At 26.2% G+C, this 14,220-nt stretch carries 15 protein-coding genes; 6 read left to right on the forward strand and 9 right to left on the reverse strand.

Features of this window, described 5'->3' with window-relative positions:
* From JRV97_RS00385 to JRV97_RS00395, 3 genes are read right to left on the reverse strand one after another with little or no spacing between them, the layout of a single operon-like run.
* A complete protein-coding gene (locus JRV97_RS00385) occupies positions 1 to 564 on the reverse strand; it encodes a DUF4416 family protein (protein ID WP_280999147.1) in 564 nt (187 codons plus the stop codon).
* On the reverse strand, positions 551 to 883 hold the full coding sequence (locus JRV97_RS00390; protein ID WP_280999149.1) for a hypothetical protein: 333 nt from the start codon (positions 881 to 883) through the stop codon (positions 551 to 553). The genes JRV97_RS00385 and JRV97_RS00390 overlap by 14 nt, the downstream gene beginning before the upstream one ends.
* Positions 870 to 2,903, reverse strand: coding sequence for a CBS domain-containing protein (locus JRV97_RS00395; protein ID WP_280999151.1), 2,034 nt, complete (start codon positions 2,901 to 2,903; stop codon positions 870 to 872). Before JRV97_RS00395 ends, JRV97_RS00390 begins: the two co-directional genes overlap by 14 nt.
* 104 nt (positions 2,904 to 3,007) lie before the next feature.
* On the opposite strand from JRV97_RS00395, the gene JRV97_RS00400 reads away from it, so the two are divergent.
* Complete coding sequence (locus tag JRV97_RS00400) at positions 3,008 to 3,562, forward strand: hypothetical protein (RefSeq protein WP_280999153.1); 555 nt, start codon at positions 3,008 to 3,010, stop codon at positions 3,560 to 3,562.
* Here the strand turns inward: JRV97_RS00400 and JRV97_RS00405 are convergent.
* Genes JRV97_RS00405 through JRV97_RS00430 form a run of 6 tightly spaced genes read right to left on the reverse strand, consistent with a single transcriptional unit; the run spans position 3,553 to position 10,589 of the window.
* Positions 3,553 to 3,927, reverse strand: a complete 375-nt coding sequence (locus JRV97_RS00405; protein ID WP_280999155.1) for a late competence development ComFB family protein — start codon at positions 3,925 to 3,927, stop codon at positions 3,553 to 3,555. The genes JRV97_RS00400 and JRV97_RS00405 overlap by 10 nt on opposite strands.
* A 1-nt stretch (position 3,928) precedes the next feature.
* Positions 3,929 to 4,477, reverse strand: coding sequence for a 16S rRNA (guanine(966)-N(2))-methyltransferase RsmD (rsmD, locus tag JRV97_RS00410; RefSeq protein WP_280999157.1), 549 nt, complete (start codon positions 4,475 to 4,477; stop codon positions 3,929 to 3,931).
* A 10-nt stretch (positions 4,478 to 4,487) separates the two neighbouring features.
* Positions 4,488 to 6,830, reverse strand: a complete 2,343-nt coding sequence (recG, locus tag JRV97_RS00415; RefSeq protein WP_280999159.1) for an ATP-dependent DNA helicase RecG — start codon at positions 6,828 to 6,830, stop codon at positions 4,488 to 4,490.
* On the reverse strand, positions 6,830 to 7,708 hold the full coding sequence (locus tag JRV97_RS00420; RefSeq protein ID WP_280999161.1) for a DegV family protein: 879 nt from the start codon (positions 7,706 to 7,708) through the stop codon (positions 6,830 to 6,832). The genes recG and JRV97_RS00420 overlap by 1 nt, the downstream gene beginning before the upstream one ends.
* The gene (locus JRV97_RS00425; RefSeq protein ID WP_280999163.1) at positions 7,705 to 7,959 is read right to left on the reverse strand and encodes a hypothetical protein; all 255 of its coding nucleotides are present in this window, start codon (positions 7,957 to 7,959) and stop codon (positions 7,705 to 7,707) included. The genes JRV97_RS00420 and JRV97_RS00425 overlap by 4 nt, the downstream gene beginning before the upstream one ends.
* Positions 7,956 to 10,589 carry an O-antigen ligase family protein gene (locus JRV97_RS00430; protein WP_280999165.1) on the reverse strand — a complete coding sequence of 878 codons (2,634 nt, stop codon included), beginning with the start codon at positions 10,587 to 10,589 and terminating at the stop codon, positions 7,956 to 7,958. Before JRV97_RS00430 ends, JRV97_RS00425 begins: the two co-directional genes overlap by 4 nt.
* A gap of 130 nt (positions 10,590 to 10,719) precedes the next feature.
* On the opposite strand from JRV97_RS00430, the gene JRV97_RS00435 reads away from it, so the two are divergent.
* The 5 genes from JRV97_RS00435 (at position 10,720) to JRV97_RS00455 (ending at position 14,216) form a co-directional block, all read left to right on the forward strand.
* Positions 10,720 to 11,013, forward strand: coding sequence for a metal-sensing transcriptional repressor (locus JRV97_RS00435; protein WP_280999167.1), 294 nt, complete (start codon positions 10,720 to 10,722; stop codon positions 11,011 to 11,013).
* Between the two features lie 188 nt (positions 11,014 to 11,201).
* Positions 11,202 to 11,657 carry a FeoA family protein gene (locus JRV97_RS00440; RefSeq protein WP_280999169.1) on the forward strand — a complete coding sequence of 152 codons (456 nt, stop codon included), beginning with the start codon at positions 11,202 to 11,204 and terminating at the stop codon, positions 11,655 to 11,657.
* Between the two features lie 19 nt (positions 11,658 to 11,676).
* Positions 11,677 to 11,895, forward strand: a complete 219-nt coding sequence (locus JRV97_RS00445; protein WP_280999171.1) for a hypothetical protein — start codon at positions 11,677 to 11,679, stop codon at positions 11,893 to 11,895.
* A gap of 3 nt (positions 11,896 to 11,898) precedes the next feature.
* A complete protein-coding gene (gene feoB / locus JRV97_RS00450) occupies positions 11,899 to 13,848 on the forward strand; it encodes a ferrous iron transport protein B (RefSeq protein ID WP_280999173.1) in 1,950 nt (649 codons plus the stop codon).
* Positions 13,845 to 14,216: a hypothetical protein gene (locus JRV97_RS00455; protein ID WP_280999175.1), complete on the forward strand. Its 372-nt coding sequence runs from the start codon at positions 13,845 to 13,847 to the stop codon at positions 14,214 to 14,216. Before feoB ends, JRV97_RS00455 begins: the two co-directional genes overlap by 4 nt.
* Positions 14,217 to 14,220: the final 4 nt, after the last annotated feature.

Genomic DNA, 14,220 nt, shown 5'->3' on the forward strand with positions numbered 1-14,220 from the left:
TCATCTCTTTCCAGATAGCCATTTTTTTCTTTTATCTAAATATAAATTTCTTATTTCTGTTAATATATCCTGATATTCTTTATCCTTAAAATTTTGATAGGAATGATCAAATGCCTTCCATTGCTCATACACATACATAAGAGTTATTTCAGCATATATGCCTTTAGATAAATATATTCTATTCCCCCAAGGTTTAGTACTTGCTAAAACAAATTGCATATGATGTATATACCCCACATCTAAATTTACTTTCCTTTTACCATCTACAGCGTATTTAGATTCAATGTTATTTGTTATGGTTTTTGCTTCAGCCAAAAAACCTGGAGAATAAAGATTTTTAAAGCTAATCATTCGAGCTTTTATTTTTACATTTTGACCCATTTCCATATTGTAATAATATGTATATTTTTGAAAATCTAATTCTTCTGAAATATAATCTATTTCTCCAAAATGTTTTTTTAATTCGTCCAAAACATTTTCATGATACAACCAATAATCAGTATCTCCAGCTGAAAAAAAATGAATAACATAATTTACTCTATCAATATCTTTAATTTTTCCCATTTTTAACCACCACCTCAAAAGACTTTAATTTCACTTTATATATTCTTTCAAATGTTTTTATCAAAACAGTTCCTGTATTGTTAGTTACAACAATTTTTTCATTTTGACCTAAATTAATATTTTTCTTTTCCAAAGGATTTAATTTCTCATTATTAACATATATAACATCATTGCTCTTATTTTCTATTTCAACTGGCAATTTTTGCATTGAAGCAATAGTTATCAAATCAGATGAGTCATTAATTATTTTAACTGTAAAAAAAACTGATATTATTATTAAAATTGTAGCAATTAATATATATATCTTATATTGACTCATTAAATCCCCTCACAAAATTCATCAGATATTCTCTTTCATTTTGAATTTTACCATCAAGTTTTTTCATTTTTATTTCATTCAATATAACCCCCACTAGTTTCCCCTTAATACCTAAACTCATTATATCCTTTCCATCTATTTCTAAAGTAAAATCATTAATCTTTAATAAATAAGATTTATATTTATCTTTTATTTCTTCCTTTATAAATCCAGAGATAACAATCAACAGTTCATTATCAAAATTCTCAACTATTTTATAAAAATCAGAGTATGATGAATATGTATTTAACTTGTTCAATTGCAAAATAGCCTCTTTTAATTTTTCAAGATTATTTAAAAATTTTTTAGGTAATCCATATCTTTCAAAACTATACAATGCTGCTTGTTCTTCTTCATAAACTAAATATGAATATAAAAACAGATGAAATAGTTTTACTTTATAAGAATATTTTGGAACATTTTTCTTTATCCACTGATAAAATTTTAAAACCTTTTCGAATGTTTCTAACTTACTCTTTTTATATTGAGAATATAAAAACAGATGATCTAAAATGCCAAATTTCCCCATCTCATCTATAGATTCTGTTATATTTCTCTCGTTTAATATTTTTTCAAACTCTTCTCTTAATCTCATACCTGTAACTTTTTCAATGTAACCATTATTTACAGCATCTTTTAATAATTCTAAAGTTCTATTCTCAATCTTAAAGTTAAAACGTTTTTCAAATCTTATCGCTCTTAAAATCCTTGTAGGATCTTCTATGAAACTTAAATTATATAGTATCTTTATAATCCCTCTATCCAGATCATGTTTACATCCGAAAAAATCAATCAAAACGCCAAATTCTTCACTATTAAGTTTTATTGCCATTGCATTAATTGAAAAATCTCGTCTGTATAAATCTTTTTTTATTGTACTCAATTCAACCTTAGGCAAATCTGCGGGTTTTTCATAATATTCTGTTCTTGCAGTAGCAATATCTATTCTAAAACCATCTTTAAAAAACAATGACCCAGTATGAAATTCGCTATGTTCAACAAATGTGGTTCTTAAATTTCTTGCTGCATATTTCGCATATTTTAGTCCATCACCCTCAACCACTATATCTATGTCAAAATTTTTTCTACTTAACAATAAATCCCTGACAAAACCACCAACCACGTATACCGGCATATTTAACTCACTACCATATATCCCAAGCAATCTCAATAAATTCATGTATTTTGGAGGTATGAATTCAACCATCTTTTTTAAAATATTGTATTTATGTAAATCTTCTTCATAATCAATAATAATCTTTGGCTTAGATTTATGAAAAACTTTACCCTTTATAAGGTCTGATCTTGTTATAATACCAATTAATGTATTATTTTCATCAATTACTAACAATCTACCAATACCATTTTCAAGCATTTTATATCTTACTTCTTCTATTGGAGTATCAGGCAAAACAGAAATAATATTTTTTGTTATTATTTTTTTTACTGGTAATTTGGATAAATTATGATTTATCGCTTTTTCTATATCTTTTCTGGTTATTATTCCTATTAATTCATTTTTTTCAATAACAGGAAAACCATTATGTCCTGTTTGTATCATTATTCTATATACTTTCTCAATAGGTTCATTAGATAACACAGTTCTTACTGGAGAAGACATTATATCCATAGCTTTAAGTATTGGTATATATTTTTCTCTTAATTGATTTATAATATCATTCATTAATTTCTCAATATTTTTTTCAGAAGTAGCAAATACAGCTCTTTGACTGTTTCCCTTACTATTAAACTTCTCAAATATTTCATTCATATTTATTTCATCGCTATATGAAAAACCTGAAACCCTTGTTTGATATGTTAATTCAAATATGATTATAATATCAGAAAGTTTTTCCATATAAATTTGTTGAACATACTTCTCTAAATCATCTATTTTTTTTTCAATGTATGTAAAATTTATTTTTAAATGATCTATTGTTATTGTTTTCATATTTTTTTTTAATTTATTTAAGATATCCATTTTATCACTCACTTTTTATTATTTTAGAACTTTTTTATTCAATTTCACATCTAAAATATAAATGGTGTTCTAATTTCTATATTTTTCTTAACTGGAGTGATTATATGATTAATATGAAAATTAATCCTGATAGCGTTAATCCTCTTCTTGGCTATAGATTGGACCCAGGAGAACCAGGATTAGCTAATTCTGCTCCAGCATCATTAAGTATTATACGTGTTTTAAGTCAGGAAACTGGAAATTTAATGGCTTTTAAAAAAGAAGCCGCTCGAAATGGCGGATATGTGGTGTATAGTAAAATTTCATTGGATATACAAAAAAGAGGTGCTTTTTTAGCTGCTGTAGCTGGGAAAACTCAAGCTATGATTATTTATAAAAATAAAAACAGTGATAATGAAGAGAATAAAAATACTTCTAATATTGATAACAACAAAATTGATAACAATAAAAATAAAAAAGAGCAAAAAATTAAAAAACTGGAAATACTTATTGATCAATTAAAAAACTATTTAAATTCTGAAAGCGATCCTGAAATTAAATCTGAAATAGAAAATAAAATTAAAATACTTGAAAATCAACTGATAATGTTAAAATTAGGAAATTATATTTCTAATCAAAACGAGGAAATACTTGGAATGATTTTTACCGCTTATTTTTGATCTTTCTTTTTTTGAATATTATCAAAATGCTTCTCAAGATCATCTAAATCTATCTTTACTTTTTTGTAAACAGATTCTTCTTTTGGATGCGACGGCCTTACTTTTACCTTTTCCATAGCTTTTAAAACTTCTGTTAATACCTCTGCTCTCATCTGAAACGTATATGTTTCAAGTTCAGAAAAAATTCTTCCTTTTTCAGTTACTACATATTTTGGATGCAAATGATTTAAAGCCAATGCTATTACATCTGCACGACATCTATCACATACACACATATCCACATTTGGCATACTAAACATTTCATTCGTTATATCTTCAACTAAATGCTCCATCACATTAAAAATATGATATTTTTCTATAATCATCTTATTCACCTTCCTTTAAATAGATGGATAGTTTTATATCACCATAATTATACTCCTTATAAATTGTTAAATCACCATATTTTTTTTCTAATTTCTCTCTTTTTGAATGTTCTACAATTATTATAGTATTTTCATCATAAATATTTTTATTTTCACTTATTTTCTTTAACGCTTCTCCTGCCAATCCCATTTGAAATGGTGGATCCATAAATATTATATCGTATTTTTCAGTTAACTTTACAACAATTTTTCTAAAATCAGAACATATTAATTTAATTTTATTATCAATTTTCATCTTTTTCGCATTTTTTATTATTGTAGAACAGGCTTTTCTTGAAGTTTCAATAATTGTTGCTTTTTCTGCACCAGAACTTATAAATTCGAAAGATACAACTCCTGATCCTCCAAATATCTCTAAAGAATTCATACCCGTTACATCTATTATATTTAACAATGCCCTTCTAACATTAGCTGGCGTATATCTTGTTCTCTTATCTGAAACAATATTTATTTTTCTTCCTTTTAAATCTCCATTCTCTATTGTTAACATTATCTATCACCTACGCTTCTAACATTTTTAAACTTTTACCATAACGCCTATATATTTCCTTTTTTAAATTTTTATGATCTTTTAATTCTGGATCCTTTTTTAAGATTTCAAAAACATCCTTTCTAGCTTTTTCTATTAATTCCGGATCATTCAATATATCTATAAATTTGAAATCAGGTAATCCATGTTGTTCTGTTCCAAAAAATTTCCCTGGCCCTCTCCATTGTAAGTCAATTTCGGAAACTTCAAAACCATTTGTAGTATCGGCAAATTTCCTCAATTTTTCACGTGTTTCACCTGAAACACTTTGGCTTACTATCAAAAAACAGTATGCCTGTTTTTTGCTTCTTCCAACTCTCCCTCTTAACTGATGTAATTGAGATAAACCAAATCTTTCTGCATGTTCTATAACCATTATAGTTGCATCTGGTATATCAACTCCAACTTCAATAACAGTTGTTGAAATCAAAACACTAAATTCTTTATTAACAAATTTTTCCATAATATTATTTTTTTCTTCTGATGACATTTTACCATGTAATAATCCTACTCCATATTTTTTAAATCTTTCTTTTAATATTTCATACATTTCAGTTGCAGCTTTTAAATCCAGAACCTCTGATTCTTCTATCAATGGATAAACAAAAAAGGCCTGATTTTTTGACTCTAATTCTTTTTCAATAAATTTATATATTTCATTTATTTTATTTTCTTTTACTAAAACAGTTTTTACTTTTTTTCTTCCAGATGGCATCTCTGTTATTAATGAAACGTCCAAATCACCATATAATGTCATAGCTAATGTCCGCGGAATAGGCGTTGCTGTCATAAATAAAATATCTGGCATTTTACCTTTGTTTATTAATGCTAATCGTTGCTTTACACCAAATCTATGTTGTTCATCTATTACAACTAATCCCAAATTTTTAAATATAACATCATCCTGAATCAATGCATGTGTTCCTATTAAAACATCAATTTGATTATTTAATAAATTCTCCTTTATCTTCTTTTTTTCAGATTTTTTTGTTTCTCCTAACAAAATTTCTACTTTTATACCCAGTTTTTCCAGATCTTCTTTTAATTTTTTATATTGCTGTTTTGCCAAAACTGATGTTGGAACCATTACTGCACCCTGATATCCACTTTCATAATTATCTATAAGAGCAAGTTCCGAAACTACCGTTTTACCTGATCCAACATCCCCTTGAAGTAACCTATTCATTGGTATTGCCTTTTTCATATCTTCCCTAATTTCTTCAAAAACTTTTATTTGTGATTTAGTTAATTTGAATGGAAGACTAAAAATAAATTCTTTGGCTAATATCCCTTTAATATTTTTTGAAATACCTTCTTTTAATTGTATTTTTTGTTTTTGTATTAGTACAGAAAATTCAAATAAAAAAATTTCTTCATATTTTAAAGTTTCTTTCGCTTTTTCTAAATGATAATAACTTTTTGGAAAATGAATACCTTTTATTCTTTGAGGAAATGTTATAAATTGATATTTATTTATAATTTCTTCTGGTAAAAATTCTTTTACATTATGAGAATATTGAATGGTTTCAGAAAAGATAGTTCTCATACTATTTTGATACAATCCTTTTTTTAATGGATAAATTGGCAAAATCCCAGTTTTCACTTCTTTTATAGAAGTTATAACTTGAAAATCAGGATTTTTTATTTGTTTCCTACCAAATTCAACTTCTACTGTCCCATAAACTGCAACTTTCATTCCTATTTGTAGAAATCTCTTTATATAATCTTGATTAAACCATGTTAAAACTATAACAGAATCATGCTTATCTTCAAGAACGTAAGAAAGAATTTTTAATGTACCTACTTTCTTTTCTTCAAAATTAATAATTCTACCTACAATTAAACAATTTTGGCCATGATAACAATCTATAATTGCTTTTATTTCACGTCTGTCTTCATAGTCTCTTGGAAAAAAATAAAATGTGTCTTCTATATTATTTATTCCAAGTTCTCTCATCATAGTTGCTCGTTTATTTCCAACACCTCTTATAAATTTTATATCTGTCTTTAATGGCAAATCTTTATGTGGAACCTCTGGTTCATCTATTAAATACTGTCTTCTTAGTTTTTCAACTAATTCTAATCCTTGCTTAACTCTTTTAATTTTCCTCTCATCAGGCAATACAGCTATTGGCTTATAATATGCTAAAAAGGAGCCTATTTTTTCTTTTAGGCCCTTTTCTTTTTTTATTATGTTTATACTTTTTTTGCATAAATTATATAATTGAGGAAAAAAATTCTTCCATGATATCTTTCCATCTAATCCAATTTTTAGATAAGATTCAAGTTCATTAAAATAATCTTCAAGATTCATTATAACGGATTTTCCTCCCCATACACTGCAAGTCCAAAAACTTCGGGGCCACTATGACATGCAACAGTTGGCCATATTCTACCTTCTATTAATTCATAATTATAATTTAATTTTTCAAATTTTTCCATAAAAAGATTAAAGACTTTATCCTCATGTTCTTTATTTGAATCAAACCCATGAACTTTATATATTTTTATATTATGGGGTCTATCTTTTATGAATTCAAATGCATTGTCTGCCATTACTTTAAATGCTTTATTTATCCCTCTAACTTTAACTAAGGGAGTTATTTCTCCATCTTCTACTGTTAAAACAGGAACTATTTTCAATAATGTACCAGCCATTCCTGCTGCCTTTCCTATTCTCCCATTTTTCACAAGATATTTTAACGTAGGCACGGAAAATTCCATAAATGTATTATCAATAATTGTTTGTACTAATTCTTCTACTTCTTCAAATGTTTTATTTTCATCTGATAATAATTCAACAATTCTTCTTGCAACAAGAGAAGCTCCTATAGATACCATCTTTGTATCTATAATTTTAACATTAATATTATTTAACATGTTTCTGGCCATCTGTGCAGTATTATATAATCCTGACATCTTTGATGAAAAATGAATATCAATGATTTCATCAAATCCTTCTTCTTTTAAACTTTCATACATATTCATTAATTCTTTTAATGATGGTTGTGCTGTATGTATCTCCTCCGAATTCCTCACTATTTCATAAAATTCCTTATGGTTTAAATCTACACCATCTGTATATTCTTTACCATCAACATACACTTTCATACCCATGAAATTCAAATGATATTTTTCTATCCAATCGTTTGTTGGAGAACAACCAGAATCTATTATAATTGCTCTTTTCATTTTGTTTCCTCCTCAACTATAATATTATTACCTTCTCTTTTAAAAATTAATCCATTTAATTTTATTTCTTGTATATTTGAGTGGTTGCTCATAAAGATAATAAGTTTATCATAAAACCTTGTTTTCATATATGCATCAAATATAGAATACTTAGATTCTACAGACTCCATATTTTTCATTTTTAAATAAAAATAGAAAGTTATAGAATTCAAAACTATTACCACTATCAATAGATAAACAGCTATTCTCATTTCTTTAAAAATTCATATGTTTTTATGAAATTCTCTACTCTATTTTTATATCTATAATCAGGATATTTTTTTAAATATTCTACATAGAATTTATATACTTCTTTATAGTTTTCAACAACAGAATTTGATAATTCAATAGCTAATTCATTTTTATTTATTGATTTTAAATGAAAATATAAGCTCTCAAAGAAATCAAATGATTTATCAGGAATACCTCTGAATTTTTTTGCCATATAATAATCTGCTTTACTTTCTTTTTCTGATATTTCAATAATGTTTTTAACTGTTTTTTCATATCCAAGATATTGATTAAAGTTAAACATTATTTTCATATATTCTGTATAAACATCTTCCCATTCTGGAAATCTGTTCCAACCTCCAGGTAAAATTTCTATAGTCTTATTATACCAATGAACAAAATCATTATAATATTTTTTCTTCAATTTATCTATTTCTTTAACAACTTTTTCATCTGATTCAAAATATTTTTCAAGATTCATTAAATTTTGGAAAATTAGAACATTTAATTTGGCTATTAATCTATAAGCATTTTTTTCATTAAATGATGTGTAATTACTTTCTAACTGATCTATTTCATCCTGTATAGTTTGAACATAAGCCAGTGCCTGCAATAATTGTGTATTATTTTGAGTTTTTAATAACTCATATAGATTCTTTATTGTATCTCTAATTTGATACCTATTAAAAGGCATTAAATCTATTGCACCGTTGAATTTATTTAACATAAATTCATATTCCGGTGTCTTCATATCCATATATTTTTCTAAATTATTATAATCTACTTCCATTAATCTATATGGAGTTTTTGCTAACAATTGTGCCAAGTAAAAACCTGATTTTCCAAATGCTGAATTAGCCTTCAATGATTTCAAAAAATATTCCTTTGCTTTTTTATAAGAATTAAATGCTTTATTTTCATATTCAGATTTTGCTGTTAAATATTTTTTCTTTTGATCTTCTAAATTTTTTATTTCAGCAGATATTTTTTGCAATTCAAGAGGGCTTGTTACTTTATAATTTTTTAATTCCCTTATTTTATCATCAATTTGATTTATAATCTTTGGAATTTGATTTTTTACAACATTTTCATATGCATCTATTTTCATATATTCAGTATTTCCAATTTTGAAATATACTTCTGCAGCGGTTGATTGAATTTTTAAATATGAAACAATAATTCCAATTATAATAAATACTAAAAAAATTGTTTTTAATCTCTTTTTATCAATATTAAACTTTCTTGTTTCGCCAAATTGTTCTGATACTGCTATAGAAATTATAAATAGTGCTGACATTATATTAGGGTGTAAATGCATAGGAAATTCAGTAAATGAATGTATTGCAACAATTGTCAGACTCCAGGCAAATAAATTAAACATTAAAATTTTGTCAAAATCATATATTTTAAATACTCTTTTAAGAAATGTAGTAACTAATCCTAATAATAACAATACTACAGGAATAAAACCCAAAATCCCAGTTTCCCCTAATACCTGTAAATAATCATTATGTGCTCTTTTAAAATTGTTCCATGCATAATAAAACTTAGCAGGATTTTCTGCCTGAATATCTGCCATATATCTAACAGCATAAACAGGATAAGTAGCTATTCCTCCACCTATAAATCTATTTTCTAAATGATTTTTATCTTTCCATTGCTCTACAGCCGCTAACCAAGATAGCGTTCTTTCATCCCATGATGAAACAGAAGAGATGGCTTCAAATCTTTTTGCAGCAACAACTTCTCCTTCTTTATTAAAAGGAGATGGTATATTAAACATTACTAACAAGAAAGATAATATTAAAATTATCAAAACTAAAGGAATAATAAAATTTTTTGATTTTATATATTTAAATTTTTCACCATCTTTATTTTTCAATATACTTAATGTAAAAAATATTGAAAATATTCCCATTCCTAAAAAGAACGAAAGATAAATGGAACGTGTTTGAGCAAATAATAAAACCCAAAACATAACAAAAACACTTATTATTGCAAATATTCTTTTTAAGATACCTGATTTTTTAGATAAAGCAAAATAGATACCTATAGGTATCATTTGCCCCATATAATCTGAAACAAAATTCGGATTACCAATAGTAGTCCTTAATGTAATTCGTTGCGAAGGATCCCCATATTTTCCGAAAAAGAAATCATAACCAAAAAACTTATTTAAAAGGCCATCGAGTCCTATAATAAACCCGGTTATTAAAAATATAAACAATGCTGCTTCAATATATTCAAATTTTTTACCAAATCGGTTAGTCAGTATATATGAGACTAAAACAATCATCAATGTATAAAAAGAAACTTCAAAGGAGTATCTAAAATAATATCTGTTTTGTATAATAACGCTAATTAATGAGATTACAGTGGCTAAGCCAAATAAAGAAAAATAAATATGGTTCAAAGAATATTTTATTTCATATTTTTCTTTTTGTATTTTATAAAAATAATAAAAAAACATAATAGTATAAAATATTGAAAACACGAGATGTTTTTGAGTAGAATATTCATACACCCAACTAGGAACCATTAAAAAAGGCAACAACAAAAAAAAGATACCCGATATTAGTATGTCTTTTGGGTATTTCAATAATTCTTTCATAATAGACCTCCCTCTTTTTTTCTTTCTACTATATCATACCACAAAATTTTTATTTGACAACACATAAAATAAATAAAAATAGTATATAATATTATTATGTATATTCAAAATAAAATATGGAGGGGTAAAAATGGAAAAAAACACACACCACATGAAACATAAAAAATCATTAAATGTATTAAAAACTGCACGTGGCCAGGTAGAAGCCGTTATAAAAATGGTTGAAGATAACAGATATTGCATAGATATCTCAAAGCAAATCTTGGCTTCAATTTCATTACTCAAAAAAGCAAATTCTCAAATACTTAAAGAGCATCTCGAAACTTGTGTTAGATCAGCTGCTTATTCTAACAATCCAGATGAAATCGAAACCAAAATCAAAGAACTTGAAGAAGTAATTGAATATATAAATAAAACATTATAATTATTATTATTTAAAATAATATGATATATTATTGTTTTCTTTATGTAAATATTTCTATATAATATCTTAATTTTTTATTTTAAAGAAAATAAAAGTAATCTTAATTTTTATTATAACCCGACCTTTTTTAACAGAATTCATATATAATATAAACGAAAAATATCACTTGCTTCAGGAGGAGAATTGTTGTGATAATACCATTAAGTAGTTTAAAAATAGGAATGGACGGAACTATTATCAGATTAGAATTTGAGGAGTCTATTAAAGAAAGATTTATTGCAATGGGAATAATACCTGGAAAAAAAATTACTTATGTACACGAATCTCCATTTGGAGATCCAATGGTTTTTAAAATTGATGATAATAAAATCATGATAAGAAGAAATGAAGCTGAAAAAATATTTATAGATGTAACTGAGGAAATATTTTCTTTAGATGAAACTACTTCTGGAACATATGAAATTTTTTTAATTAAAGGTGGAGTTTTTTTCAGAAAAGAATTAGAAAACCTGAATATAAAATGTGGATCAAAAATAAATGTACTAAATAATCATTTTGGTAAAGTAATAGTAAATATAAATGGAAAACAATTAATTTTTGGGAAGGGAAGATCAAAAAAGATCCTCGTAAAAAAAATTGGATAAATAACAGTGTGGTGATATTATGATAGACCAGATTTTAAACTACCTTGAAAATAGAAAAGAACCTCTCTCCACAAATGATATAAAAAGAAAATTTAACATAACAGAACAAGAGTGGAATATAGTTTTTCCATTTCTAATTTCTAATGGTATAAAAATAAATACTTTTGATTCATTAAATTTAAAATGCAGTGATTGTCCCATAAAAAATTATTGTAATAAAAAAAGATGTGGAGGGTGATTTATGACTTTTGAAATTGCTATAATTGGAAATCCTAATGTTGGTAAAACCTCTATATTTAATATAATAACAGGAAGCAGGCAATACATCGCCAATTGGCCAGGTGTTACTGTGGAAAAAAAGGTTGGGTCTTTTAAATATAAAGGTCATCATTTTAAGTTAGTAGATTTACCAGGTATATATACATTATCTGCTCAAAGCGATGATGAGAAAGTTGCAAGAGATTACCTAACAAATGAATCACCTGATGCGGTTGTGGTAGTTGCCGATTCCTTAAATTTAGAAAGATCAATGTATCTTTTAATGCAAATTTTGGAAATGAATTTACCCGTTGTTTTAGCAATTAACTCTATTGATGAAGCGCAATCAAAAGGAAAAATAATAAATCCATCATTTATATCAAAAACACTGAATATTCCAGTTGTTTTAACTTCTGCTAAAAAATTTATAGGTATTGATACTCTATTAGAATCCATACATAAAATAGCAGAAAGAAAAAGTATACCTGTAAGAAACTTCATGTACACTGAATCAATTAATTCTTTTATAGAATATTTTTCTAACAAATTAGAAAAATACGATTTTTTAAAATCCTATGATAAAAGATGGTTAGCCCTTTATTATTTGGAATTTGGAAGTAAAAATTTTCACTATCCAAAAGAATTAATTAAAGATATTAATTCTCAATTTGATATTAATAAATTAAAATCGGAATTTATGAATTGGAAATTCTCTTTCATTTCTTCAATCATTAAAAGTTCTGTAATAGAAAAAGGTAGAAGTTGGGCTATGCGAGATATTTTAGATCATGTTATGACACATAAAATATTGGGATTATTAATTTATGTAGTAGCTTTATACTTTGTTTTTTCACTAACATTTAATATAGCAAGCCCTTTATCTGATCTTATAGATATAGGGTTTAATTATTTAGGAAATTTTCTCAATGGTAAAATTCCTATTCCATGGTTAAATTCATTAGTTGTGGATGGAATTATAGGTGGAGTAGGTGGAGTTTTAATTTTTATACCTCAATTATTTGTTTTATTCTTTTTTATGGGATTTTTAGAAGAATCTGGATATTTACCTCGTGCCGCTTTTCTGGTCGATAAACTGGTGAGAAAGTTTGGTTTAAGTGGAAGATCTTTTATGTCTATAATCTTGGGATTTGGATGCAGCGTCCCAGCAATTATGTCAACAAAGACTATTGCAAATAAAAAAGAAAGAATGGCTTTAATATTAAGTATTCCCTTTGCATCATGTTCAGCACGATTACCTGTTTATATTCTTTTAATTAGCGCCTTTTTTGACAAAAATGCTGCAACAATTTTATTGTTTGTCTATATTTCAAGTATATTGTTGGTATTATTGTCAGCAAAAATTTTACAGTCATTTTTCATAAAAGGAGAAGAAGTTCCATTTACTATTGAATTACCACGTTTTAGAATGCCAACATTCAGAAATTTAACTCTGTATTCCTGGAATAGAGGAAAACATTTTCTTGAAAAAGCAGGAGGAATTATCTTAATAGCAACTATATTTATATGGCTATTATCATATTTCCCAAATAATAATAATATTTCACATTCCTATGCTGCATATATTGGTAAATTTTTTGAGCCTATAACTCTCCATTTGGGATGGAATTGGCAAACAAACATTTCTTTGATATTCGGAGCTGTTGCAAAAGAAGTTGTTGCATCTTCTTACATGACAATTTTAAATGTTGGTCAGGAAGGTATAACATATGCGTTACAAACTATATTAACCCCAAGATCTGCTCTGGCTCTAATATTTTTTGTTTTAGCGTATATCCCTTGTTTTGCAACTCTCAGCGTTATAAAACAAGAAACGAATAGTTGGAAATGGCTATTTTTTGAATTATTTTATACATTAGTTGTTGCTTATTTAATTGCTAATTTCGTTTACTTGATAGGAGGAATTTTCCTATGAAAAATAAAAAAACAATATTAATACTAATAGGTTTTTTATCATTGTTAATGGCATTTTTAAATATGAAATATGATAGTTTTATTTTTATTTCTTATATAACGGTTTCTCTTATAGCGTTTATTGGTTTATGGGAAGACATTAAAAATATATGGTATCATAAATCAGCACATATTGTGGTAAGTGGTATTGTATCAGTATTAATTGGAATATATGAATTATTAAAATATGCTTTTGGCTGGTTGGCAGTTTATACTAGTGAAGGAAATACACCTGAATTTAAAATATTTATATATCTTTTCTCATTGCTAATGCTAATAATTCTTACTCAGGAAATAAATTATCTTAAAAAAACTGGAGAGAATAAATAAATAC

This window comes from Marinitoga aeolica (assembly GCF_029910535.1).
Taxonomy (GTDB): domain Bacteria; phylum Thermotogota; class Thermotogae; order Petrotogales; family Petrotogaceae; genus Marinitoga; species Marinitoga aeolica.